The sequence below is a fragment of the Solwaraspora sp. WMMA2056 genome, assembly GCF_030345095.1.
In the GTDB taxonomy this organism is placed as follows: Bacteria; Actinomycetota; Actinomycetes; order Mycobacteriales; family Micromonosporaceae; genus Micromonospora_E.
On the sequence record NZ_CP128360.1, the window covers coordinates 583,269 to 606,328 of the forward strand.

Sequence of the window (23,060 nt, forward strand, 5' to 3'; positions counted from 1 at the left end):
GGAACACGGGCGATCAAACTGACCCACCGGTAAACACTGCATGAATCGACGGACGTACGGGGGCGCGCCGTCACGGACGGGCGGCGACGCCCGCCGCTGCCCCACATCGACAACCTGTCCCTGGTGGCCGCTGTCGATGTCATGCGCCGATCACGGTACGAAGCTCGTCCACCGACGAGGACGGCCTCGACCAGGGCAGGATCCTGGTTGGTCAGCAGTCCCGGGTGGCAGGGGGCGGGAATTGGGTGGCAGGAGGCGGGAACTGGGCACCCGCACGGCCGACCGACACCGAGAGGGTCAGCTCAGCCGACGCGCCCGACGCCGCCGAACAGGTAGACCTCAGGCTCGGCGGACTCCGGGTCCGGGCGCCAGCGCGAGCAGGTGACGACGCCGGGCTCCAACAGATCCAGCCCGTCGAAGAAGCGTTCGATCTCCGTCCGGGTCCTGGCCCGGATCGGCGTGCCGCCACGCTCGGTGGTTTCCCGCATCACGCGCAGCATCGGCTCACCGTGGATCTCTGCGGTGGAGTGGGTGAGCACCAGGTGGCTACCGGCAGGCATCGCCCGCACCAGCTGCGCGACCGCACCGTACGCCACGTCGTCGTCCATCAGGTGGTTGACGACGCCGAGGAGCATGAGGCCAATCGGCCGCGAGAAGTCGAGCGTCCGCCGCGCGGACGCGAGTATCGTGTCCGGCTGCCGCAGGTCGGCTTCGACGTAGTCGCAGCTGCCTTCCGCCGTGCTGGTCAGCAGCGCACGCGCGTGCGCCATGACAAGCGGGTCGTTGTCGATGTAGACCACCCGGCAGCGTGGGTCGAGGGACTGCGCGACCTCGTGGGTGTTGTCCGCCGACGGGAGCCCGGTGCCGACATCGAGGAACTGACCGATACCGGCATCCTCGACGAGGAACCTGACCACGCGCTTGAGGAACGCGCGCTCGGACCTCGCTCCGACGGGGATGTCCGGGATGTGGGCGATCACCTCGTCGCCGACGGCCCGGTCGACCGCGAAGTTGTCCTTGCCGCCCAGCCAGTAGTTCCAGATCCGGGCCGAGTGCGGCACGGCGGTGTCCAGCTTGGAATCTACGGAGAGCTCCCGGTCCTCGGTCACGATGGCATTGTTCCGCACCACAGGGGCGGCGACGCAGTCGGGGCGGCGGCGTGCCCGGGTACGGCGCGGCTGAATCGGTGGGCCAGGTGCACGAAGGCCTCGGCGAGTTCGTCGGGGCCGATGACGGTGATGTCCGCGTCGTAGCGCGCGATGGCGGCGGCGAGGCTGGGCCAGGACCAGGAGCCAAGAGTGAGCCGGCAGCGGTCCGGGGTGGTCTGCTCGACGATGCCGTCGCCGGCGTGGACAGCCACTACGGATGCCGGGAGGTCGAGGGTCACGGTTCCCTGGCAGGGCCAGCGGCCCGAGGCGTCGACGGAGCCGCGAAAGACGCCGGTGACGTACTCGGCGAGGTCTCCGCCGGGCAGCGCACGCGGGGTGAAGTGCGGTCCGTGGGGGGTGCGTGGGCTGATGCGGTCGACGCGGAAGATGCGCCAGTCGGCACGGTCGAGGTCCCAGGCGACGAGGTACCAACGCCCCTCCCGGGTGATGACGTGGTGCGGTTCGACGCGGCGCAGCGACATGGTGTCGTTGTAGCCGTAGTCGAAGCGAAGGATCTGGCGGGCATGCACGGCGGAGCTGATGGCCAGCAGCACGTCGCCATGAACCGGTTCGGCCGGACGGGTGGAGGGCCGGTTGACGACGGTGACGTCGAGAGCCTGGACGCGGTGCCGTAGCCGGGAGGGCAACACCTGCCTGATGGTGTTCAACGCTCGTGCGGCGGGTTCGGCGAGGCTGCTGTCCGGGGTGGTCGCGGCGATCTGCAGGGCGACGGTGAGAGCGACGGCCTGCTCGTCGTCGAACAGTAGCGGGGGCAGGTTGGTGCCGGCGGCGAGCCGGTAACCGCCCTCGGGACCTTTGACCGCAGCGATGGGGTAGCCGAGTTCACGCAGCCGGTCGATGTCGCGCCGCACCGTGCGCAGGCTGACGTCCAGCCGGTCGACCAGCGCGGCACCGGACCAGTCCCGGCGGGTTTGCAGCAGCGACAGCAGTGCCAACAGGCGCGCGGAGGTTTTCGGCATGAATCCGATTCTGCCCGCAGTAGGTGCCACTCCCTGGCACCTTGTGCTGCGAATCTAGGCCAGTGCCACCCCGCTGGCCGGCTGAGCCGGCACCGGTTACCGCAGACGACAGCCCAGGAGAAACAGCATGGCTATCACGACCACCACTCACCTCAACTTCCGTGGTGACGCCCGCGCGGCCCTCCAGTTCTACCAGTCGGTGTTCGGCGGCCACCTCACCGTCGTCACGTACGGTGACTTCGGCATGCCGAAGGAGGCACCCGATGCCGACAAGGTCGTCTTCGGGCAGATCACAGCCGACAATGGCTTCAACGTCATGGCCTACGACGTACCCGGCCACGCCCCGGCCCCGGCCGCGCCGGCCGCCACCACCCGCGAGCACGGCATGACGCTGACCGGCGATCGGTTCTTCGTCTCCGTCCGTGGCGAGTCCGCCGAAGAGGTCGGCGCGCTGTGGGACAAGTTGGCCGACGGTGCCGAGAGCATCGAGAAGTTCGGCCCGTCGCAGTGGGCGCCGGGCTTCGGGATGCTCACCGACCGCTTCGGCGTCACCTGGATCCTCGACGTCGCCGTGGCCTACGCCGGCTGACCCGTACCCGTCCGGTCCGGGGTGGCCCTGGCCCGCCCCGGACCGCTCCCAGCCGACAAAAAGGACCTCGGCCAATGGCTGAAGATCCGGTTCCGTCGCCCTACTCCGGCGAACGGGATTCGGGCCGCCGGTTCGGGGCATAGCGTAGGAACGACATCCAGCTGGAGGGAGCAGCGCCGTGACCGAGCCCGAGGAGAACCAGGAGAAGAGTCCGAAGACGGACCGGGTGCTGTTCTCGCCGGACGGGGATCCGCACCACACCGTGGCGCAGGCGCCTCAGCCGGACGAGCATCTGGAGCCGACCGTCACCCGCGACGGGCGTACCGAGCAGGTTGACGACGAACAGTAGGACTTGCCGACCGCACAACGTGCGGCACCGTCGCTACCCGATGGCGCCGCACCTGCGCGGTTCAGGAGATCCGACGACGATAGGTGATCACGGCGAAGGCATAGGCGACGACAAGGATCCCGACGCACCAGGCGAGGGCGATCCAGATGTCGGCACCGACCGGCTGCTGCGCGAACAGGTTGCGGATCGCGTCGACGATCGCCGTCACCGGCTGGTGCTCGGCGAAGGCACGTACCGGTCCGGGCATGGTGTCGGTGGGCACGAACGCCGAACTGACGAACGGCAGGAAGATCAGCGGGTACGAGAATCCACTCGCGCCGTCCACGCTCTTCGCGGTGAGCCCGGGGATGACGGCGAGCCAGGTCAGTGCGAGGGTGAACAGGATCAGGATGCCGGCGACCGCGAGCCAGGCCAGCACCCCAGCGCTCGTACGGAAGCCCATGAGCAGTGCTACGCCGACGACGACCACGAGCGAGACGAGATTGGCAACCAACGACGTCAGTACGTGCGCCCACAGCACCGACGATCGTGCGATCGGCATGGACTGGAATCGCTCGAAGATGCCGCTGCGCACGTCGAGAAAGAGCCGGAAAGCGGTGTACGCGATCCCGGACGCGACCGTGATCAGCAGAATCCCGGGCAGCAGGTAGTTGACGTACGAACCGGATCCGCTCTCGATCGCACCGGCGAACACGTAGACGAAGAGCAGCATCATCGCGATCGGCGTGATCGCGGTCGTGACGATGGTGTCCGCGCTGCGGCTGACATGCGTCAGTGACCGGCCCAGCAGGACGGCGGTGTCGCCAGGAAAACGTGTGCTCATCGCTGTTCCTCACTCGCTGGTCCGGTCGGTTGCTGCCCGTCCTTGTCGCCGTTGCCGACGATGGCGAAGAAGACGTCCTCGAGGGTCGGCTGCTTCTCGACGTACTCGACCGTGGCGGGCGGGAGCAGCTGTCTCAGTTCGGTGAGGGTGCCGTCGACGATGATCCGGCCCTCGTGGAGGATCGCGATCCGGTCGGCGAGGTGCTCGGCCTCGGCCAGGTACTGGGTGGTCAGCAGTACGGTCGTGCCCTGGTCGGCGAGTTCCTTGACGGTCCGCCACACCTCGATGCGTGCCTGGGGGTCGAGCCCGGTCGTCGCTCGTCGAGGAAGATGACCGGCGGGTTCCCGACGAGGCTCATGGCGATGTCCAGGCGGCGGCGCATGCCGCCGGAGTACGTCGACGCCTTCCGTCGCGCGGCGTCGGTCAGCGACAGGCGGTCGAGCAGGTCGTCGGCGACCCTGCCCGGGTTCGGCAGGTGTCGCAGTCGAGCCACCAGCACGAGGTTCTCCCGACCGCTGAGAACCTCGTCGACGGCCGCGAACTGCCCGGTGAGGCTGATCGACTCCCGTACCTGGGCCGCCTGGGTGGCGACATCGAAGCCGTTGACGGTGGCCGTCCCCGCGTCCGCCTTGAGCAGGGTGGCGAGAGTACGCACGACGGTCGTCTTGCCGGCTCCGTTCGACCCGAGCAGGGCGAAGATGCTGCCTGGTGCCACGTCGAAGCCCACCCCCCGCAGCACCTTCAGCCGCCGGTACGACTTCTCCAGCCCGCGTACGTGGATCGCCGGGGCCTGCCGCACGGTCATCGCGGTCCCTCCGCGCTGCCGGGGGTTTCACCGGCGAGCGCGATGGCACGGGACAGCCGGTCGCGTTCCCGGGTCACGTACCCGCCCTTGTCGTAGTTGGCGATCAACGCCTCGACGAACTCGACCGGGTCTTCGCCGACGATGTCCCGGATCGGTGCGCCGTCTGCCGCGGCCCGCTCGAACAGGTCGGCGACGTCCTCGAACAGCGATGCCGCGCTGTCGCCGTCCATCGCCCCGAAGTGCATCAGGTACCGTTCGATGGCCTCGACCGCCGCGCGGTACGGCGCAGGGAGCTTTCGCACGCGCGCCTTGTAGGCGCGCCACCGCCGTTTCGGGCCGACTACCCTGCCGAGAAATCCGCTCTCCGTACTGAACACTACGACCGCTCTCCCTTGTGGAGCATCTCGAGCCTTCCAGCGAGGAAACTCCAGGTCTTCCAGAACTCTTCGAGGTACTCCCGCCCTTGGGCGTTGAGGGAGTACACCTTGCGTGGTGGCCCCTTCTCGGACGGGACTTTCTCCACGTCGACGAGGCGTTTCTGTTCGACCCTGACCAGCAGGGCGTAGACCGTGCCCTCGGCGATCTCGGAGAAACCCTGATCCCGTAGCCACGCGGTGATCTCGTACCCGTACGCGGGCCGCATGGCCAGGACCGCGAGGACGATGCCCTCCAGCGTTCCCTTGAGCATTTCCGTCATCTGCCTGCCCACGAACCCCACCCCACGCGCCGGTACTAAGCAACACTGACTACTGGTACATAGTAACACTGACTAGCGTGACCGCAAGGACCTCGCGCTGGCTCCGGCAGAAACAGGGAGCGAGGGCAGTTGGTGTTGGTGCTACCGGTCCCCGGCCAGCCAGCCCCGCAGCGACGCCGACGCGGACGGCAGACCGTACCGGCCGAGCAGCATCGCCATCATCGGCCCGTCCCCCCAGACCGCGCTGTCCACCAGCGCACGAACCGCCACCTGCTGGGCGTCGACGATCCGGCCCGGTCCCGTCGGCCCAGCCTCACCGCCCCGCCCTGCGGCGTCGTGGTCCGGGAACGCCGCGTCCAGCAACGCGCCCACCAGCGTGAACCGGTCAGTGCCGGACACCGTGTCGGCCAGCCGCCGCGCCAGGATCTCGACCCGATCGGTAGCACAGTCAGGGTCCAGCCGCGCCAGGGTCAGCGCCGCCAGCCCTGACATGTCCCCGTCCAGGAACGGCCAGTCCGGCACGGGTTCGGTCGCGTTCAGCAGACAGGCGGACAGCTCCTCGATGAGTAGCGGGCAGCCGACTCCCGGCCCCGCCGCTCATCCTCATCACCGGCCGCAGCCACCCACATCGACTGCTCATGTTCCAGCTCCGCCAGCGTCAGCGTCGCCTGCCGGGCCACCTCACGCCGAACCGCAGCAATGTCCGGCAACTCGGTCAACCAGTAACTCTCGTCGCCGATCGCGATCATTCGCAGCACCTGGCAGGCGGCGAACCGGTCAGGCGCCGCAGGATCCGCCACGACATCGATCAGAAACCCCGCCGCGACAGCACTCGCCTCGTACCGCGAACCTTGATGCACCAGACGCCCCGCCAGCGCCCGGTACGCCCCACGGCAGGCCGCCGGATCATCCGACCACACCGCAAGAAGAATCCCCGGAAGATCCCCGGCCGCACCGTGGGCGTCCCCGAGCGAAGCCCAGTCGACACCCCGCAACGCCGCCGACCACTCAGGCAAACCGCTCACCGCCGCCACCGAAGGCACCCTATCCGGCGGATCGAGGTCGTCCGGCAGGCGTACGGCGATCTGGGCACTCGCCCAGCTGGCCGTCTTCAGCGTCGTCAGGCCGGTCCATCCGCAGAGCGGGCTGTGACCGTCGACCTGGCCGAGAGCGCCGGCGGACAAAGCGGTGGGCCGAATCCCGACAAGGGATCCGGCCCACCGCTTGTTCAAAATCAACTGGTCCAGTATTCGGCGACCAGGTCAGCGGCGCGATTGCCGCTCCGGCACCGTCACGTCACCGTGCAGGGCGCGCCGTTGAGGCTGAAGGATGTCGGCTTGGCGGTGTTGCCGGTGTGAGTGGCCTGGAAGCCGATGCTGACTGACGCGTTGGGGGCGATGGTGCCGTTGTAGGAGACGTTCCTGGCCGTCACCTGCCCGGAGCTGGGCGAGTAGCTGGCGTTCCACCCGTTGGTGATGTTCTGCCCGCCGGGCAGGGTGAAGGTCAGCGACCAACCGTTGATCGTGGCCGTACCGGTGTTGGTGACGGTGATGTCCTCGGTGAGGCCGGTGTTCCACGCGTTGACGTTCGCGGTGACCCGGCAGGCTCCGCCGCCCGGCGGAGCGGTGGTCGGGCCAGGGGTCGTCGGGCCGGGAGTGGTCGGGCCAGGGGTCGTCGGGCCGGGGGTCGTCGGGCCAGGAGTGGCGCCTTGGAACTGGGCGAAGAACTGCCACGTCGCCTGCGGGAGCCAGGATCCCGGGGTGGGGGTGTGCCCGCCGTCGAACGCGTGCCAGACGACTGGGTGGTCTGCCGTGCAGCCGGTGTAGGTGGTGGTGATGTACCTTCCGCTGCCCGGCGACGGTTCCGGGGCGTTCTGGGGGGTACAGCCGTTGTTCCTGACGAACCTGTCCCGCATGGAACGCCCGCCGGCGATACTCAGGACGTTGTCGCTGATGCCGTGGGCGTGCAGGTAGCCGATCGGGTCGTTGCCGCCGCTGCATCCGCTGATGACGCCACCGGCGTAGACCGCGACGGCACGGAAGACGTTAGCCCGGGCACACGCAAGCGCGTAGCTCATGCCCCGCCGTAGCTGAAGCCCAACGAGAAGCGCTGCGAGGTGTCGACGCATAGATCGTTCTCGATTGTCCGGATCATGTCGTCGGTGAAGGTCACGTCCTGGCCGCCGGAGTTGGCCCAGCCGGCGTTGAGGCCGTGGGGCGCAACGAAGATGGCGCTGTTGTTCGACACCGGCAGCAATCCGTAGTAGTTGCCGTTGACGACGTCTGCGGCGGAGCCGTTGAGCCAGTGGAAGCCGAAGATCAGCCGGTACTGGCGGTTCCTGTCGTACCCGTCGGGGAGCCGCAGCGTGAAGGTGCGCGTCCGGCCGCCGCTCTGAATGTTCCGCGTGCCGCTGGTCAGCGTCGGGTTCTTGCCGCAACCAGCGCTTGCGGCGAGTACGCCGACGTCGGTTGCCGAGGCGGTGGCCCCGAGGCCCCCGCCGACCATCACCGCACCCAACGCGAGGGTGATGGCCGCCACTGTTGCGACAGATCCGACAACGGATCTCCGTCTGGACATGGTCACTCCGATCCGTCGTTCGCGTGGCCGGCAGGCACGCCACAGCCGTGAAGCGCGAGACACCACGAGACCAGATAGCCAGATCTAAACAATCAAGATCATAAATATGATTTGCCGAGCCTGGCCGACGCGACCAGGTCACAACGTGTCAAATCGACCAGGCCCACGACGATCGTCGACGCGGTCCAACTCGGCGAGGTACATCGCCTGCATGCGGTCGTAGTGCCGGACCAGCAGCCGATCTCCTCGACGCTGTAGTCCGCGACGAGCCGCCGCGTCCGTTCGGCGAACTGCTCGTACGGCCGCTCCAGGTCGGCCATCCGCTTCGGCCGAAGGGTGACGATCACCCGCCGCCGGTCCGCCGGATCGTGCTCGGCGCTCACGTAGCCCGCCTGCTGAAGCCGGCGGAGCATGCTGGTCACCGCCCCGGTGGTGAGGTTGGTACGGTCGGCGACCTGCCCCGCGGTGGCGGAACCGGCGTCCGCCAGGTAGTCCAGGCACTCCAGGTCGCTCACCGTGAGGCCGAGCCGCTCGGCGATGGCGTACCGGAACACCATGGACAGCCGGGACATCTCCCGGCCGGCGCGCATCAGGTCGGCGATCGCGGCCGCACGGGCCGACTCGTGGGACATGCCGGCAATCATGCCTCCGGTACGGTCACCCGGTGCAGCCGAGGCAGCACGCGGGTCAGCACCCCGTGCGGTACGGCGGCACCTCCGGTGAGGCGGCGCATCAGCCCGGCAGCGGTGTCAACGGCCTGGAAGGCGTAGTGGGCCATCTCGTCCTGGTATGCGGCGATCGCCTCCTCCACCTGCGTACCGCTCGCCCGGGCCTCGACCAGTTTGCGGCCGAGCAGGGCGGCGTCGCGCAGCGCGGTGTTGCCGCCCTGGGCCCCGAACGGTGGCATGACGTGCACGGCGTCGCCCATCATCGTCGCCCGCGGCACCGTCCACCGGCGCGGCCGGCGGCGAAGACGTTGAGTACGGTGGCGTCCACCTCCGCCGTTTCAACCAGCCGCCGGATGAGCGGGTGGAAGTCCGTACTCGTGCGGGCAGCCAGTTCCCACAGCGTCAGCAGGTGCCCGCGGACATCGGCGGGCACCTGCTCCTGCCGCAACAGCAGTCCCACATCACGTAGTCGTCGCCGGTCGGCGCATAGCTGCCCGGAGCCAGTCGAGCGAAGGCCCGGCGATCGCCACAGAGAAGTCGGTCGATACGGTCATCCAATCATCTTAATGACTAAGTTAATTTCGACAAGACCGCCGGGATGTCGCACCCGGCACCGGGCCGCGCCGCCCAGCATCGGCAGCGCGGCCCGGACCGAGTCGACGCAGGTCAGCCCGGCAGGCTCACCAGAACCGGGGTCGACCGTTGGGTGGTGGTGCCGTCGCCGAGCTGCCCGAACGAGTTGTTGCCCCAGCACCAGAGGCTGCCGTCGGTACGCGGCGCGCAGGCGTGGTACGACACGGAGACGCCGGGCGTCCAGTCGGTAGCGGTGCCGACCCGGGTCGGGGTCGACCGGTGCGTGGTGGTGCCGTCGCCCAGCTGCCCCATGACGTTGCTCCCCCAGCACCACAGGCTGCCGTCGGCACGCGCGCCGCACGAGGAGTCGACGCTCGCCTGCACACGGGTCCAGGTGGTGGCGGTGCCGATCTGCAGCGGAGTGGTCTGGAAGCCGGTGCCCCCGCCCACCTGGCCGTACCCGTTCTCGCCCCAGCACCAGAGCGTCCCGGTGGTGCGGACCGCGCAGGTGTGCACGTAGCCGGCCGTCACGGCGGCCCAGGTGGTCGTGGTGCCCACCTGGGCCGGGGTCGCCTGGTAGCTCAGGATGCCGAGACCGAGCTGCCCGTCCGAACTGCTACCCCAGCACCAGAGGGTGCCCTCGGTCCGGACGGCACAGGTGTGTGCGTAACCGGTCGTGACACTCGCCCAGGTGGTCGCCGTACCCACCTGCACCGGGATGGTCGTCTGGTAGACGGACGTGCCGACGCCGAGTTGGGCGTGCCGGTTGAGGCCCCAGCACCACAGGCTGCCGGTGGTCCGCACCGCGCAGGTGTGGTTGCTGGCGGCGCTGACGCTGGCCCAGGTGCTGTCGGTACCGACCCGCACGGGCGCGTTCCGCCTCGTGGTGGTGCCGTCGCCGAGCTGGCCGCCGGCGTTGTTGCCCCAGCACCACAGCGTTCCATCGGTACGGGTGGCGCAGGTGCTGCCGCTGCCCGCGTCGACACTCGCCCAGGTGGTGGCGGTGCCGACCTGGACCGGAGCGGTCCGGTTGGTGTTGGTCCCGTCGCCGAGCTGGCCGTAGAAGTTGTTGCCCCAGCACCACAGCGTTCCATCCGTACGGACGGCGCAGCTGTGCAGGTCACCTGCGGCGACCTGGGACACCGGTACGGCGGAGAAGACGCCGGCCGACGGCTCCCCGACGGCAGGGCTGACACCCGCCGTGGCCGCGCCCGCCGAGGCCCCGATGGCGAACACGGCGATTCCGAAGGAGGCCGCCGCCGCGACGGCTCGGGCTGCCCGCCGCCATCGCGGCCGCAGCCAACCCTCCTGATGTTCCTTCATGTCCTGATCTCCCAGACGTCGTCGGTTCCCCAGTGTGGAGTCGGCGGTGCTCGGCCGGCCATCCGCTACCCGCAGCCACACAGTGATCAGACTCTACATCGACATACATCGACATCGAACACTCGCGAGCAGGGACGAGGCCCCCGATGTCGAGATCACCCGAGCACCGATCGGGAGGTTTGGGCTGATACCTAGACCCCAACCCCATTTGGTTGACACCGCAAGCTTCCGGGGCGATCGTTGCATCGACATAGGCCACTCCAATACCTGCTGGAGCCGGCCCGACACTTCCCCGCCGCCGTCCCAGAAGGACACGAATGCGCGCTTCCGTCCGCACCGTCACCGCAGGTCTCGCCGCAGCCATGATCGCCACCCTGACCGTGACGCTACCGACGTCGCCCGCTGCCGCCGGCGAGCCGGTGCAGTCGCCTGACAAGGGTCTGGTCTTCTACTCGAGTTACCCGACCGAGGTGGTCGGCAGGCAGGACGCGCCGGACGGCGTCTGCCGACTCGTCCCGGCCGACGCGACCTGGCTGCTCGCCTGGAGCGGCGGCTTCCGTTCCGTCCCCGGCTACCGGACCGCCGACTGCAGTGGTCCGGCAGCCGAACTGAACAACTTCCACAGCTGGCCGAAGGGTCACTACCTGTCGTACCGGGCCGGCTGACCGGCGCCCCCGGTGGTCGTCGAGCGACGACCACCGGGAGTCGTTCAGCATCCACCGGGAGTCGTAGCGCGGCGACCCGTACTCTCATTCTGGTCAGTCCACGGCCGGAGAGGTCGAGATGGGTCCACCCGACGTCGCGGGGCACGGTGTCGCCGGCCTGGTCCTGGCCGCCGGTGCGGGGCGCCGCTACGGCGGTCCCAAGGCACCGGTCTTTCTCGATCAGGCACTCAACGTGCTTCGAGACGGCGGCTGCGACCCCGTCGTCGCGGTTCTCGGTGCCGGTGCCCGACAGGTCCGGGCCACCATCGACCTGACCGGTGTCGATGTCGTCGAGAATCAGGGCTGGGCCGAGGGGATGGGTTCCTCGCTGCGGCTCGGACTCACCGCCCTCACCCGTCTGCCGCAGGCGCCGGCCGCGTTGGTGCATCTGGTGGACATGCCCGGAGTTTCCGCGGCGGCGATCGCCCGACTTCAAGCGCAGGCCCATCCGGGTTGCCTGATCCGCGCCTGCTACGCCGGCGAGCCGGGCCATCCGGTGGTGCTGGGTCGCGACCATTGGGCCGAGATCGTCGCCACTGTCCGGGGCGATCAGGGTGCCCGGACCTACCTGCGCCGGCACGCCGACCGGGTCACCGCAATCGAATGCGGCGACGTCGCGAATGGATACGACATCGACGTACGGTGACCAACACCGGCCGCCCTGACCCGCACGCCAAAAGGGTCGGCGTGGACGGACCGCACTCCGGGTCCACTTACCTGACTATTCCCCCTTTTGGGCATGCACTGGTAGGTGTATGGTCATGTTGATCTTTCCCCGGGGTCTGGTGCGGCGGGCGTCGCACACCCGGCTGCGACTCGTCCCCGCGCGCAGATCGATGCATGCCTGACCGCACCCATCAGGAGGCACCCTTGACGCAACCGTCGACCATGACCGAGCGGTGCCGCATTTGTTGAGCGGCGAGCTCGTCACGTTCATCGGCGTGGCAGCCGCGATGGTCGTCCTGCCCGGAGCGGACTTCACGATGGTGGTCCGCAACGCACTCGCTGGCCGCAGGCTCGGGCTGGCCACCGCCGGTGGCGTCGTCAGTGGACTGTTGCTGCACTCGTCGCTGGCCGCTCTTGGAATCGCGGCGCTGATGATCGCGTCGGGGACCGCCTACCGGGTGATCCAGTTCGTCGGCATGGGCTATCTCTGCTATCTGGGCATCCGGCTGCTGTGCAGTCGGCCAGTGACCGAACCGTCGTCGGACCAATCTGTCCACAGTCGAAATGACGTGCGAAGTCATCGACGGCTCAAAGGCAACGGCGTCTGGCGGGCATACCGACAGGGCCTGGTGACCGACGTGACGAATCCCAAGGTGTTCGTGTTCTTTGCCAGCCTGATTCCACAATTCGTTCCTACCGGAGTGCCGGTCGGGCCGCCTACCGCCATGCTGGCCCTGTTGATCGTGCTCCTGGCGGTGATCTGGTATCCGACGCTGGCGGTGACGGTCGACCGGGCTGGCGGCCTACTCCGGCAGCCGGTGGCCGCCCGTACGCTCAACGTACTCACCGGTCTCACCCTGCTCGGGCTGAGCCTGCACCTCGCCACCGACCTGACGGTGCTGATCGAGGGCCCGGAGCTTCCGGAGCGCCTGGGTTCGAGGTAGCCGGGGCACGGTCGTCGGTCGCGGTCGCGGTCGCGGTCGCGGTCGCGGTCGCCGGAATTATCGACGTTCATCTATAGCGGCTGGCCCCCGCCGCCGTCTCCGGCAGCACGCTCACCCTGACCCAGGTCGGCGGGCGCGGTGCTGATGCTGCTGCGTACCCTGCTCGGACTGCAACCGAAGGGCGACCGGCTGACGCCTGCAGGCAGGTGACGATGCTGTCCCGACCGAACAGGTTCATCAGCCAGGGCAGTCCGGCTGCCGGGACCAGCTCACCACGGGGGTTGCCCACGAACCGCAGCGCCTCCAGGTCGATCAGACTGCGCCGGTACGCCTGCGCCAGCGCCGCCGAGTCGCAGCTGAGGATGGGTGCCGACGTAAGCCATTCGTCGAGCACCCTGACCCAGTTCCACCACGCCAGGGGCGTCGAAGACCGAGGCTGCCTCCCGGATGTCGCGGCCCTCGGTGTTTCTCGTCCAGAACACCGCCTTGACAGTGGTCTCCCAGGCCTCGTGCGCGGCGATCCGTACGGTGAAGGTCATTCCGCGCTCGTCCACGATCCCGGCCGTGCTGCTGGAGACGACCGCTTCCCGGTGCATGTGTTCCCGGGTGTAGATCAGCCGGAGGGTACCGTCGGCGACCTCGGTGCGGATCCTGCCTTTCTTGCGGATGTCGCCAAGTTCGGTGATGTCGCGAAGTCCGCGCCGATGTCGAGTCGGATCACGATCTCCACCGGTACGTTCTGGTGGTTCAGCACCGTCAGGTGCTCCAGGAAGACCCCTCCGCTGACCGACCGGCGGCGGATGATGGTCAGGTTCGCGTCGACGTAGTGCGTGGGCTCTCCCGGGACGAGGAAGAACCGGGACTCGAAGTACTGCAGATCGTCGACGGAGAGCGCGTGCAGCTGCTGACCATCGACGGTGAGGTTCCACCGCGACAGGTACCGCATGTCGTCGTTGAACAGCCCGGTGGGTAGCTCGGCCGAGGGCCGGATGTCGTTTCATCGGGCTCTGGACCAGCCCGACACCAGGTCCCGGGGCCGTCGCGCGCCGACCGCGTCGGGCAGCAGCCACCGGAACGACAGCAGCAGCGGGAGCAGCCCTTCGACGGTGAAGGCCTGCCGGACGAAGGCCGGCTCGATGCTCTCCACCCCCTGCAGGATCCGGTCGAACAGCTGGCGGTCGACGACCACCACGCAGTCCGCCGGTTCCGCAGACGGCGCGGCGGTCACCCGACCGTCCTGGAATCGCAGCCGCCACTGCTCGGTGTCGGCACCGTCGCGAACGTCGAAGCGCAGCGTGCCGTTGAGGCCCGGCGGTACCCGGGGCCTGGGGTCTGCGTCGACCGCGGCGAAGAAGTCCTGCGCAGCCACCGGCATCTGGTCACCCCCGGGTCGTCGCCAGCACCAGGCAGTATGTGCGGCCGCCGGCGCGGCCGCCCGGCCAGTCAGCCGACGTCACCCGGTCGGGTGCCGGCTCCGCCCGGGACCACAGCTCCTATCGACGTACGCCGATTGCATCTTGAGCCGCTGGGAGCGCTCTCGTAATATATCTGATACCAATGTTAACGCTCACTTTACAGCAACCAGCGCCTATGCAACGGTCGCCACCGCATCCGGAGGGTGATTGATGATCAGATCCAGAGCAACCAATGTCGGCCTTGCGTCGGCCGGTGCCGCACTGCTGGTGTCGGCGGCCATCGTCGTGGCCGCGCCCGCCGGCGCCGCAGCGGCCGGCTGCTCGGTGAACTACGCCATTTCGTCGCAGTGGCCGGGCGGCTTCGCCGCCAACGTGACGATCACGAACCTGGGCGATCCGCTGACCAGCTGGACGTTGACGTGGTCGTTCGGTGCCGGCCAGACGGTGACGCAGGCGTGGAACACGACCCTGACCCAGAGCGGGTCCGCAGTCACCGCACGCAATGTCAGCTACAACGGTTCGATCGCGACCAACGGTACGGCCGCCTTCGGCTTCAACGGATCCTGGAACGGCAGCAACCCGGTGCCGACCAGTTTCGCCCTCAACGGCGTCACGTGCACCGGCAGCACCGCCCCGACCACGGCACCGCCCACCACCGCGCCACCGACGAACTGCAACCTGCCGTCGACGTACCGCTGGTCGTCCACCGGCGCGCTGGCCCAGCCCCGCTCCGGCTGGGTGTCGTTGAAGGACTTCACCCACGCCCCGTACAACGGCCAGCACCTCGTCTACGGCACCACCCACGACTACGGCACCAGCTGGGGCTCGATGAACTTCGGCCTGTTCTCCAACTGGAACCAGATGGGCTCCGCCAGCCAGAACGCCATGCCCTTCTCCGCTGTCGCACCGTCGCTGTTCTACTTCGCACCCCGTAACGTCTGGGTGCTCGCCTACCAGTGGGGCGGCCCGGCGTTCTCCTACCGCACCTCCACCAACCCCACCAACGTCAACAGCTGGTCGGCGCACCAGACCCTGTTCACCGGCAGCATCTCCAACTCCGGCACCGGACCCATCGACCAGGCACTCATCGGCGACGACCAGAACATGTACCTCTTCTTCGCCGGCGACAACGGCCGCATCTACCGCGCCAGCATGCCCATCGGCAACTTCCCCGGCAGCTTCGGCTCCAACTACACCACCATCATGACCGACACCACCAACAACCTCTTCGAAGGCGTCCAGGTCTACAAACTCCAGGGCCAACAGCGCTACCTCATGATCGTCGAGGCCATCGGCTCCCAGGGCCGCTACTTCCGCTCCTTCACCGCCACCAACCTCGGCGGCACCTGGACCCCGAACGCCACCAGCGAATCCAACCCCTTCGCCGGAAAGGCCAACAGCGGCGCCACCTGGACCAACGACATCAGCCACGGCGAACTCATCCGCACCAACGCCGACCAGACCATGACCATCGACCCCTGCAACCTCCAGTTCCTCTACCAGGGCCGGGACCCGAACTCCGGCGGCGACTACGGACTCCTGCCGTACCGGCCGGGTGTGCTGACCCTGCAACGCTGACGACACCACCGATTCTCCGGATGCCCTGACGTTTCCGGCGCTGCTGCACCGAGATCCGTGTTCGCACTGTCACCGTGGGCGTACGGAGGCGATCAACCGACGCGGCGGGCCCGACGACAAGTCGGGTCCGCCGCCTGCGCGCGCGTCACACCGCCCGCGCGTCGCCGTCGGCGAGGTCGGTCGGTGCCTGCGCGGCCCGCTCGTCCCAGCGCGGCACCGCCGGCCACGCACCGCGCTGCCGGGCCGGTACCGATCGAGGGCGGGGCACCGCCAGGTCGGCGATCGGCACGTAGACCTGAGCGTCCACGGATTCGGCCAGCAGCAGGGCGGCGGCCACACTGCTCGGCCGGGCCGCCGGATCCCGGGACAACGACAGCCGGCACACCTGCGTGACCTCGACCGGCAGCCCGTCGATCGACGGCAACGGCTCGGGCGCGACGTGCCGCGGCGGTCGCCGCCGACCGGGCTCCATCGACCAGGGCAACCGACCGGCCAGGCAGAGGTACAGAAGCACCCCGGTGGCGTAGCTGTCGCTCGCCGCAGTGGCCACCCCACCGTCCCAACGCTCCGGCGCGACGAAGGCCGGCGTTCCCGGCAGGCTGCCGTCCGGGTCGACGTCGGCGCCACCGACCGCCGCAGCGATCCCGAAGTCGAGCACCTTCGCCCCGGCTGCGGTGAGCACCACGTTTGCCGGTTTGATGTCGCGGTGCACGATGTCGTGCGCGTGGGCGGCGGCCAACGCGGCGCTGACCTCGGCACAGATCCGGACCGCGATCCGCCAGTCCAACGGCCCGGCGGCGAGATGCTCCGCCAGGGTGCGACCCTGCACCAGCTCCATCACGATGTACGGCTCCGGCCGGCCGTCGGCGGTGACCGTGACCCCGAAATCGTGCACGCTGGCGACGTTGGGGTGGGCCAGCCGGGCGGCGGCCCGCGCCTCCCAACGCACCCGTTCCAGCCGTACGTGGTCGACCAGGTGTGGGGCGATCAGTTTCACCGCCACCGGTCGGTCGAGCACCTCGTCGTGGGCACGCCACACCTCGGACATCCCGCCCACACCGATCCGGATGTCGAGCCGGTACCGGCCGCCCAGCGTACGCATGACCGCTTCCCACCACTGCCGTCTCCCGAACCGACGACGTCTGCCGCCGATCTCCCCGTCCGTCGCTGCCTACCCGGACGCCCAGCAGCGGAAACGTGAGCCGGAGCGGGGCCAGCCGGCCAGCCGCGCCGGACGGCCGGGGGTGCCGGCCACGGCACAGGTCGGCATCGGACAGTCCGGGGTGGAATGGCAGGATGGCCGGATGGACATCTACGAGGACGCCCGGACCGTGTCCCGGGCCGACCTGGCCGCCTGGTTGCGGCAGCTGGCGAGCCAGCTCGACGCCAGCGGTCAGGTCTTCTACGGCGCTGGCGGCACCATCAGCGTCGCGGACCAGGTCCGCTGCGAGCTGGAGATCGAGCAGGAAGGCCCGGACGAGTTCGCCATCGAGATCGAGTTCTCCTGGGTGAACCCGAAGCCGGCCGAGTCGCCGAAGCCGGCCGAGGCTGCGGCCGCTGACGAGGCACCGGCCCCGGCCGAGCTTTCGACCGAGGCGGCGGACGGGGACTGACGCGGCGTACCGGCGGGCGAGCCGGCCGGTGCGGTCGGGTCGGCCGGTGCGGTCGGGTCGGCCGTACCGGCCGGCAGCCTCAGTCCGGGTCGACCTGGCCGGGACGGGCGGCGCCCAGCCAGTCGCGGACCTGACCACTCTCCTCCTCGTCGAAGGCGATCCCGGCGGCGTCCGCCCGGTTCAGTACGTTGGCCACGAAGGCCGTGCCGATCTGGTCGGCCGACGGCGGCGGTTGCCCGTGCAGCGGGCGGCCGCCGTACGAGGTGCCCCGCACGACGAACGCGACGGCCCCCCGGCTGACCGGGACACCCTGGTCGTGCAGCTGGTCCCGCGACCAGCTGGTGCACTGGGTCAGGTTGAACTGGTGCGAGGCGGCGTAGTCGGCCAGCGTCTGGTAGATCGGCGGCCACCAGTCCTGCGGGATCCGGGGCAGGTTGAGCAGCTCGGCCAGGCGCTCGACCGGTTCGGGCAGGACGCCGCCGTGGCCGGTGACCGTCCCCTGCTCCGGCGCCTGGTGCCGGTCGTCGTCCCAGATCAGGTGCTGCGACATGCGCAGGTTCGGCAACCGCAGGCTCTCCACGGCCCGGGCGAAGCTACCGAACCCGAACCAGTTGCTCTCGGTGATCACCTGTCCCAGTTCGCCGCGCAGCCGCTGGGCGAGCGAGGCCATGTTGATCGGGGTCGCGGTGGCGTCGTACTCGGTGGTGACGATCGTCCGCAGCGTGGCGTACGCCGCCGCCCGGACGTCGTCGCCCGCGCCCGGGCCGGCGTCCCGGCCGGGACCGGCGCCGGGGTCGTCCGCGTCCCGGTCGTCGCTGTCCGGTTCGCGGCTGTCGCCGTCGAGGGTGACCGGCTCACCCTGGACCAGGGCGAGCAGTTGCTCGCTGTCGAGCACCCGGTCGGCGATCGAGACGAAGGCGTCGGCCGCGTCGGCCGGGGACACGATCATGGTCCGCCGGTCGGAGCGGCGCAGCCGCTGCAGCAGCGGCGTCATGTCCGAGTCGCCCGAGGCGATGACGAACTCCTCGTACGGGGTGTCTGCGGTCAGGGCGTCGATGGCGTCGATGACGATCCGGATGTCCGCGCCGTTCTTCGTCGCGTTGTACCGGGGGCAGTCGATCACGTCGAAGCCGGCCCGGACGAACGACGGCCGGAACCGGGAGAAGTACACCCGTTCCTGCTCGCCTGTCGCGTTACGGTGCGCCACCCAGCCGGCCGGGTTGAGGTAGCAGCGCAGGATCAGCCACCGTCGGGAGCCGCCCGGTGCGGGCAGCGACAGCAGCCGGGCCAACCAGTCGCCGGGGTTGCTGGCGAACTGGATCGCCACCGCCGGGTCCAGTTTGAACAGACCGATGAACACGTTGTCGAAATCAAGGTAGAGCGCGACCCGCACATGATCCACAGGTAGAACCTACCAAGCCGGCGACAACCCATCGACGAACAGCGATGTTCGACGGGCTGGGGGTGGGCCGACGTACCGGCCGGCTGACACCGACCCACCACACCGTACGGCGCGGCCGGCACTGCAATAGGCTGACGCCACATCGGCAGGGTGGCCGTACCTCGGAGGCAGACGACGGTGACCGACGAACTGGATCTCCCCTTTGACCGGCCACGGGCCGCCGCCCGCCGACCCCGCTCCGGGGACCGCCGACAGCGGGCCGGCGACGGCCGGACCACCTCGGGCGGCCGCCGGCCCCGGTCCGACGGCGGAAACCGTCGGCGCGGCACCCGGCGGCGCAGCGCCGGTGGTCGCGGCTGGGCCGTCTCCGTCGGCCTGGTCGTCGCCGTCGCCCTCGCCGGGCTGGGCGGCGGTGCCTACTGGTACGGCCCGGACCGGCTGGTCGGTGCCGTGTTCACCCTCGACTACAGCGGCACCGGCACCGGCGAGACGACCGTCGAGGTCCGGGCCGGGCAGACCGCCACCGACATCGCCGAGACCCTGGTCGCCGCCGGTGTGGTCCGCAGCGCCGGGGCCTTCGTCGCCGCAGCCGCCGCCGAGCCCCGCAGTCAGGGCATCCAGCCCGGCCGGTACACGGTACGCCGGGAGATGAAGGCCGACGCGGCGTTGGCGATGCTGCTCGACCTGGCCAACAAGATCACCAACCAGGTGACCGTGCCGGAGGGGCGCAGCACCGCGCAGACGCTGGACCTGCTCGCCCAGGGCACCGGGATACCGGTCGCCGAGTTCCAGCAGGCTGCGGAGGATCCGGTGGCACTCGGCGTACCGGAGTCGTGGTTCACCCGCACCGACGGCAAGCCCTCGGTCCGATCGGTCGAGGGCTTCCTCTACCCGGACACCTACGCCCTGGAGCCGGAGACGACCGCCGCGCAGATCCTGCAGGCGATGGTGCGCCGCTTCCTCGCCGTCGCCGACGAACTGGACTTCGCCGGGCGGGTCACTGCCGAACGGGGCGGAATCTCCCCGTACGAGGCGCTGATCGTCGCCTCACTGGCCCAGGCGGAAGCGGGGACCGAGGAGGATCTGGGCAAGGTGGCCCGGGTGGCCTACAACCGGGCGTACGGCGACTTCGCGTGCGGCTGCCTCGAGATGGACGTGACCGTCAACTACTGGCTGGAGGCGACCGGCCAACCCACCAAGACCTCCGCCGAGATGACCCAGGACGAACTGCTGGGGGTGGACAACCCGTACAGCCGCAAGCTGCGGGGAATGATCCCCACTCCGATCAACAACCCCGGCCGGCTCGCCCTCGCCGCTGCCATGGACCCGCCCGCCGGTGGCTGGTTCTTCTTCGTCGCGATCGACAAGGACGGCCGGTCGGCGTTCGCCGAGACCTACGACGAGCACCTGCGCAACGAGGCGACCGCCCGCGCCAACGGTGTCTTGTGACCGGCCCGGTACGCGAAGAGTCGCCGATACCCCTGGGGGGTTGTTAACCTGCAGGGGTGACCAGCCAACCCGTACGCGGCTACACCGCTTCCAAGGACCAGTTGCAGGCCCGGCTGCGCCGGATCGAAGGGCAGGTGCGCGGCATCGAGCGGATGGTCGACGAGGACCGCTACTGCATCGACGTGTTGACCCAGATCTCAGCGATCCAGGCCGCCCTGGACAAGGTCGCGCTGGGCCTGCTCGACGGGCACGCCCGGCACTGCATGCACGAGGGGTCGGTCGCGGGCCGGGCCGACGAGATGGCCGCCGAGATGATGGCTGCGGTCGGCCGGCTGATGAAGCGCGGTTGACACCGCCGGACCGACGCGACATCGCGCTTTTTACCCCCAGGGGGTATAGTAGCCTCGTTCCGTACCCCTCCGGGGTATCGCCGCGCCGGCCCCTCGGCGCGCCGAACGGGACACGCACCCCGAACACGACAAGGTGGTGATCGTCCGTGAGCGCCCCCGTCGAACTGACCATCGGTGGCATGACCTGCGCATCCTGCGCAGCCCGGATCGAGAAGAAGCTCAACCGGATGACCGGTGTCACCGCGACCGTCAACTACGCCACCGAAAAGGCGACGGTCACCATCGACGATCCGGCGGTCACCGCCGACGCGCTGATCGCCACCATCGAGAGCACCGGCTACACCGCGCAGCTACCGCCACCGCCCCGCCCATCGACGCCGACCCGGGCCGACGACGCCGACCCGGTCGACGCGGACCCGGCCGACGCCGAGTTGCGGCCGCTGCGGACCCGGGTCCGGGTCTCGCTGGCGCTCAGCGTGCCGGTCGTCCTCCTGGCGATGGTGCCGGCCTGGCAGTTCGACTACTGGCAGTGGGCGTCGCTGGCGCTGGCCGCCCCGGTCGTGGTGTACGGCGGCCTGCCGTTCCACCGGGCCGCCTGGATCAACCTGCGGCACGGCGCGGCGACCATGGACACCCTCGTCTCGATGGGGACGCTCGCGGCGTTCGGCTGGTCGCTCTGGGCGCTGTTCCTCGGCGACGCCGGCATGCCGGGGATGAGCCATCCGTTCAGCCTGGCGGTGGACCGCGAAATGGCCACCGCCAGCATCTACCTGGAGGTCGCCGCCGGGGTGACCACGTTCCTGCTGATCGGGCGTTACGTCGAGGCACGGGCCAAGCGACGCGCCGGGGCCGCGTTGCGGGCACTGCTGGAGCTCGGGGCCAGGGACGTCACGGTGCTGCGCGACGGCGCGCAGTTGCGCGTCCCGATCGACCAACTCGTCGTCGGCGACCAGTTCCTGGTCCGGCCGGGCGAGAAGATCGCCACCGACGGGGTGGTCACCGACGGCTCCTCGGCCGTCGACGTCAGCATGGTCACCGGCGAATCCGTCCCGGTCGAGGTCAGCGTCGGCGACCCGGTCGTCGGCGCGACGGTGAACGTCGGCGGCCGGCTGGTGGTGACCGCGACCCGGGTCGGCGCCGACACCCAACTGGCCCAGATGGCCCGGCTGGTGGAGCAGGCCCAGGCCGGCAAGGCCGCCGTCCAACGACTCGCCGACCGAATCTCCGGCGTCTTCGTGCCGGTGGTGATCCTGCTCGCGGCCGGCACCCTCGGCTACTGGCTGGGCACCGGCGCCGGGCCGACCGTCGCCTTCACCGCCGCCGTGGCCGTCCTGATCATCGCGTGCCCGTGCGCCCTGGGCCTGGCCACCCCGACCGCGCTGCTGGTCGGCACCGGTCGCGGGGCCCAGCTCGGCATCCTGATCAAGGGGCCGGAGACCCTCGAGTCGACCCGGCGGGTGGACACCGTCCTGCTGGACAAGACCGGCACCGTCACCACCGGCCGGATGACGCTGGTCGACGTACATCCGGCGGCCGGCGAGGACCGCGCGACGCTGCTGCGGCGCGCCGGGGCCGTCGAGGCCGCCTCGGAACACCCGGTCGCCCGGGCGATCGCCCGGTCCGCCGCCGACCTCGGGCCACTGCCGGAGGTACGGGACTTCGCCAACCGGCCGGGGCTGGGCGTGCGGGGCACCGTCGAGGGCGGCACCGTGCTGGTCGGCCGGCCCGCGCTGCTGACCGGGGAGGGCCTACGGGTGCCGGCGGAGCTGACCGCCGCCACGGCGGCTGCCGAGGCCGCCGGGCAGACCGCGATCATGGTCGGCTGGGCGGGTGCGGCACGCGGCGTACTGGCCGTCGCGGACGTGGTCAAGCCGACCAGCCGGCAGGCGGTCGCCGCGCTGCGTCGGCTCGGGCTCGACCCGGTCCTGCTCACCGGCGACAACGCCACGGTGGCCCGGACCATCGCCGACCAGGTCGGCATCGACCGAGTGGTCGCCGAGGTGCTGCCGGCGGAGAAGGTGGCGGCGGTACGCCGGTTGCAGGCCGACGGCAAGGTCGTCGCGATGGTCGGCGACGGGGTCAACGACGCCCCGGCACTCGCCCAGGCCGACCTCGGCCTGGCCATGGGCACCGGCACCGACGTCGCGATCGAGGCGTCCGACATCACCCTGGTACGCGGTGACCTGACCGCCGCCGTGGACGCGGTCCGGCTGTCGCGGCGCACCCTGCGGACCATCCGGGTGAACCTGTTCTGGGCCTTCGCCTACAACGTCGCGGCGCTGCCGCTGGCCGCCGCCGGGCTGCTGAACCCGATGATCGCCGGTGCCGTGATGGCGTTGTCCTCGGTCTTCGTGGTGACCAACAGCCTGCGGTTGCGTCGGTTCCGGGCGGCGGGCGCCCGGTAGCC

At 69.8% G+C, this 23,060-nt stretch carries 28 protein-coding genes and 1 pseudogene; 10 read left to right on the forward strand and 19 right to left on the reverse strand.

The genetic code is table 11. From position 1 onward, the window contains the following. Positions 1-302 precede the first annotated feature (302 nt). Entirely contained in the window at positions 303-1,109 is an 807-nt protein-coding gene (locus O7608_RS02665; protein WP_289208471.1) for an SAM-dependent methyltransferase, read from the reverse strand. Beyond that, entirely contained in the window at positions 1,106-2,128 is a 1,023-nt protein-coding gene (locus O7608_RS02670) for a helix-turn-helix transcriptional regulator (RefSeq protein ID WP_289208472.1), read from the reverse strand. Before O7608_RS02670 ends, O7608_RS02665 begins: the two co-directional genes overlap by 4 nt. Positions 2,129-2,255: 127 nt before the next feature. On the opposite strand from O7608_RS02670, the gene O7608_RS02675 reads away from it, so the two are divergent. Continuing rightward, positions 2,256-2,717, forward strand: a complete 462-nt coding sequence (locus O7608_RS02675) for a VOC family protein (RefSeq protein WP_289208473.1) — start codon at positions 2,256-2,258, stop codon at positions 2,715-2,717. A gap of 178 nt (positions 2,718-2,895) precedes the next feature. Beyond that, positions 2,896-3,066 (forward strand): hypothetical protein, encoded by a 171-nt coding sequence (locus tag O7608_RS02680; RefSeq protein WP_289208474.1) that lies wholly within the window; start codon positions 2,896-2,898, stop codon positions 3,064-3,066. A 61-nt stretch (positions 3,067-3,127) separates the two neighbouring features. On the opposite strand, the gene O7608_RS02685 is transcribed toward O7608_RS02680, so the two are convergent. The 12 genes and pseudogenes from O7608_RS02685 to O7608_RS02735 form a co-directional block, all read right to left on the reverse strand. Next, a complete protein-coding gene (locus O7608_RS02685) occupies positions 3,128-3,889 on the reverse strand; it encodes an ABC transporter permease (RefSeq protein ID WP_289208475.1) in 762 nt (253 codons plus the stop codon). After that, positions 3,886-4,694 (reverse strand): annotated as a pseudogene (locus O7608_RS02690) (ABC transporter ATP-binding protein). The gene O7608_RS02685 and the pseudogene O7608_RS02690 overlap by 4 nt, the downstream one beginning before the upstream one ends. Continuing rightward, the gene (locus O7608_RS02695; protein WP_289208476.1) at positions 4,691-5,071 is read right to left on the reverse strand and encodes a DUF1048 domain-containing protein; all 381 of its coding nucleotides are present in this window, start codon (positions 5,069-5,071) and stop codon (positions 4,691-4,693) included. The pseudogene O7608_RS02690 and the gene O7608_RS02695 overlap by 4 nt, the downstream one beginning before the upstream one ends. After that, positions 5,071-5,403, reverse strand: coding sequence for a PadR family transcriptional regulator (locus tag O7608_RS02700; RefSeq protein WP_289208477.1), 333 nt, complete (start codon positions 5,401-5,403; stop codon positions 5,071-5,073). The genes O7608_RS02695 and O7608_RS02700 overlap by 1 nt, the downstream gene beginning before the upstream one ends. Positions 5,404-5,532: 129 nt before the next feature. Next, complete coding sequence (locus tag O7608_RS02705) at positions 5,533-5,883, reverse strand: hypothetical protein (RefSeq protein ID WP_289208478.1); 351 nt, start codon at positions 5,881-5,883, stop codon at positions 5,533-5,535. 44 nt (positions 5,884-5,927) lie between these two features. Further along, positions 5,928-6,629, reverse strand: a complete 702-nt coding sequence (locus tag O7608_RS02710) for a hypothetical protein (protein WP_289208479.1) — start codon at positions 6,627-6,629, stop codon at positions 5,928-5,930. A 53-nt stretch (positions 6,630-6,682) separates the two neighbouring features. Next, entirely contained in the window at positions 6,683-7,468 is a 786-nt protein-coding gene (locus tag O7608_RS31915) for a CE1 family esterase (protein ID WP_353850488.1), read from the reverse strand. After that, positions 7,465-7,929 (reverse strand): alpha/beta hydrolase family protein, encoded by a 465-nt coding sequence (locus O7608_RS31920; protein ID WP_353850489.1) that lies wholly within the window; start codon positions 7,927-7,929, stop codon positions 7,465-7,467. Before O7608_RS31920 ends, O7608_RS31915 begins: the two co-directional genes overlap by 4 nt. 137 nt (positions 7,930-8,066) lie before the next feature. After that, entirely contained in the window at positions 8,067-8,600 is a 534-nt protein-coding gene (locus O7608_RS02720; RefSeq protein WP_289208480.1) for a MarR family transcriptional regulator, read from the reverse strand. Positions 8,601-8,608: 8 nt separating this feature from the next. Continuing rightward, positions 8,609-8,899, reverse strand: a complete 291-nt coding sequence (locus tag O7608_RS02725) for an FAD-dependent oxidoreductase (RefSeq protein WP_289208481.1) — start codon at positions 8,897-8,899, stop codon at positions 8,609-8,611. Further along, positions 8,896-9,096 carry a hypothetical protein gene (locus O7608_RS02730; protein ID WP_289208482.1) on the reverse strand — a complete coding sequence of 67 codons (201 nt, stop codon included), beginning with the start codon at positions 9,094-9,096 and terminating at the stop codon, positions 8,896-8,898. Before O7608_RS02730 ends, O7608_RS02725 begins: the two co-directional genes overlap by 4 nt. A gap of 206 nt (positions 9,097-9,302) precedes the next feature. Then, on the reverse strand, positions 9,303-10,532 hold the full coding sequence (locus tag O7608_RS02735) for an RCC1 domain-containing protein (protein WP_289208483.1): 1,230 nt from the start codon (positions 10,530-10,532) through the stop codon (positions 9,303-9,305). Between the two features lie 317 nt (positions 10,533-10,849). On the opposite strand from O7608_RS02735, the gene O7608_RS02740 reads away from it, so the two are divergent. From O7608_RS02740 to O7608_RS02750, 3 genes are all read left to right on the forward strand, one after another. Then, a complete protein-coding gene (locus tag O7608_RS02740; RefSeq protein ID WP_289208484.1) occupies positions 10,850-11,197 on the forward strand; it encodes a hypothetical protein in 348 nt (115 codons plus the stop codon). 118 nt (positions 11,198-11,315) lie between these two features. Then, positions 11,316-11,882 (forward strand): nucleotidyltransferase family protein, encoded by a 567-nt coding sequence (locus O7608_RS02745; protein WP_289208485.1) that lies wholly within the window; start codon positions 11,316-11,318, stop codon positions 11,880-11,882. Positions 11,883-12,135: 253 nt separating this feature from the next. Beyond that, positions 12,136-12,846, forward strand: a complete 711-nt coding sequence (locus tag O7608_RS02750; RefSeq protein WP_289208486.1) for a LysE family translocator — start codon at positions 12,136-12,138, stop codon at positions 12,844-12,846. A gap of 269 nt (positions 12,847-13,115) precedes the next feature. On the opposite strand, the gene O7608_RS02755 is transcribed toward O7608_RS02750, so the two are convergent. The 3 genes from O7608_RS02755 to O7608_RS02765 are packed head-to-tail and all read right to left on the reverse strand — an operon-like array spanning position 13,116 to position 14,221. Further along, on the reverse strand, positions 13,116-13,442 hold the full coding sequence (locus O7608_RS02755) for a hypothetical protein (protein ID WP_289208487.1): 327 nt from the start codon (positions 13,440-13,442) through the stop codon (positions 13,116-13,118). A 17-nt stretch (positions 13,443-13,459) separates the two neighbouring features. Then, the gene (locus tag O7608_RS02760) at positions 13,460-13,837 is read right to left on the reverse strand and encodes a glycogen debranching N-terminal domain-containing protein (protein WP_289210754.1); all 378 of its coding nucleotides are present in this window, start codon (positions 13,835-13,837) and stop codon (positions 13,460-13,462) included. 6 nt (positions 13,838-13,843) lie between these two features. Next, complete coding sequence (locus tag O7608_RS02765; RefSeq protein WP_289208488.1) at positions 13,844-14,221, reverse strand: SCP2 sterol-binding domain-containing protein; 378 nt, start codon at positions 14,219-14,221, stop codon at positions 13,844-13,846. A 250-nt stretch (positions 14,222-14,471) separates the two neighbouring features. Here O7608_RS02765 and O7608_RS02770 point away from each other — a divergent pair, with 250 nt between their 5' ends. Next, complete coding sequence (locus O7608_RS02770) at positions 14,472-15,839, forward strand: glycoside hydrolase family 62 protein (protein ID WP_289208489.1); 1,368 nt, start codon at positions 14,472-14,474, stop codon at positions 15,837-15,839. A 145-nt stretch (positions 15,840-15,984) separates the two neighbouring features. Here the strand turns inward: O7608_RS02770 and O7608_RS02775 are convergent, their stop codons facing one another. Next, a complete protein-coding gene (locus O7608_RS02775; RefSeq protein WP_289208490.1) occupies positions 15,985-16,941 on the reverse strand; it encodes a serine/threonine-protein kinase in 957 nt (318 codons plus the stop codon). 202 nt (positions 16,942-17,143) lie between these two features. Between O7608_RS02775 and O7608_RS02780 the strand changes: the two genes are divergently transcribed. Further along, positions 17,144-17,452 carry an amphi-Trp domain-containing protein gene (locus O7608_RS02780; protein WP_289208491.1) on the forward strand — a complete coding sequence of 103 codons (309 nt, stop codon included), beginning with the start codon at positions 17,144-17,146 and terminating at the stop codon, positions 17,450-17,452. Positions 17,453-17,531: 79 nt separating this feature from the next. On the opposite strand, the gene O7608_RS02785 is transcribed toward O7608_RS02780, so the two are convergent. Further along, on the reverse strand, positions 17,532-18,854 hold the full coding sequence (locus tag O7608_RS02785) for an NYN domain-containing protein (protein WP_289208492.1): 1,323 nt from the start codon (positions 18,852-18,854) through the stop codon (positions 17,532-17,534). A gap of 177 nt (positions 18,855-19,031) precedes the next feature. Between O7608_RS02785 and mltG the strand changes: the two genes are divergently transcribed. From mltG to O7608_RS02800, 3 genes are all read left to right on the forward strand, one after another. Further along, a complete protein-coding gene (gene mltG, locus O7608_RS02790) occupies positions 19,032-20,303 on the forward strand; it encodes an endolytic transglycosylase MltG (protein ID WP_289208493.1) in 1,272 nt (423 codons plus the stop codon). 56 nt (positions 20,304-20,359) lie between these two features. Then, a complete protein-coding gene (locus O7608_RS02795; RefSeq protein ID WP_282224913.1) occupies positions 20,360-20,653 on the forward strand; it encodes a metal-sensitive transcriptional regulator in 294 nt (97 codons plus the stop codon). Positions 20,654-20,799: 146 nt separating this feature from the next. Beyond that, positions 20,800-23,058, forward strand: coding sequence for a heavy metal translocating P-type ATPase (locus O7608_RS02800; RefSeq protein ID WP_289208494.1), 2,259 nt, complete (start codon positions 20,800-20,802; stop codon positions 23,056-23,058). Positions 23,059-23,060 lie beyond the last annotated feature (2 nt).

Bases quoted from the DNA above. Each gene is read 5' to 3' on its own strand.
- O7608_RS02670 (WP_289208472.1), bottom strand. From the start codon at position 2,128: ATGCCGAAAACCTCCGCGCGCCTGTTGGCACTGCTGTCGCTGCTGCAA.
- O7608_RS02675 (WP_289208473.1), top strand. From the start codon at position 2,256: ATGGCTATCACGACCACCACTCACCTCAACTTCCGTGGTGACGCCCGC.
- O7608_RS02685 (WP_289208475.1), bottom strand. From the start codon at position 3,889: ATGAGCACACGTTTTCCTGGCGACACCGCCGTCCTGCTGGGCCGGTCA.
- O7608_RS02705 (WP_289208478.1), bottom strand. From the start codon at position 5,883: ATGTCAGGGCTGGCGGCGCTGACCCTGGCGCGGCTGGACCCTGACTGT.
- O7608_RS31915 (WP_353850488.1), bottom strand. From the start codon at position 7,468: ATGAGCTACGCGCTTGCGTGTGCCCGGGCTAACGTCTTCCGTGCCGTC.
- O7608_RS02720 (WP_289208480.1), bottom strand. From the start codon at position 8,600: ATGTCCCACGAGTCGGCCCGTGCGGCCGCGATCGCCGACCTGATGCGC.
- O7608_RS02725 (WP_289208481.1), bottom strand. From the start codon at position 8,899: ATGATGGGCGACGCCGTGCACGTCATGCCACCGTTCGGGGCCCAGGGC.
- O7608_RS02735 (WP_289208483.1), bottom strand. From the start codon at position 10,532: ATGAAGGAACATCAGGAGGGTTGGCTGCGGCCGCGATGGCGGCGGGCA.
- O7608_RS02740 (WP_289208484.1), top strand. From the start codon at position 10,850: ATGCGCGCTTCCGTCCGCACCGTCACCGCAGGTCTCGCCGCAGCCATG.
- O7608_RS02745 (WP_289208485.1), top strand. From the start codon at position 11,316: ATGGGTCCACCCGACGTCGCGGGGCACGGTGTCGCCGGCCTGGTCCTG.
- O7608_RS02755 (WP_289208487.1), bottom strand. From the start codon at position 13,442: ATGCACCGGGAAGCGGTCGTCTCCAGCAGCACGGCCGGGATCGTGGAC.
- O7608_RS02765 (WP_289208488.1), bottom strand. From the start codon at position 14,221: ATGCCGGTGGCTGCGCAGGACTTCTTCGCCGCGGTCGACGCAGACCCC.
- O7608_RS02770 (WP_289208489.1), top strand. From the start codon at position 14,472: ATGATCAGATCCAGAGCAACCAATGTCGGCCTTGCGTCGGCCGGTGCC.
- O7608_RS02775 (WP_289208490.1), bottom strand. From the start codon at position 16,941: ATGCGTACGCTGGGCGGCCGGTACCGGCTCGACATCCGGATCGGTGTG.
- O7608_RS02780 (WP_289208491.1), top strand. From the start codon at position 17,144: ATGGACATCTACGAGGACGCCCGGACCGTGTCCCGGGCCGACCTGGCC.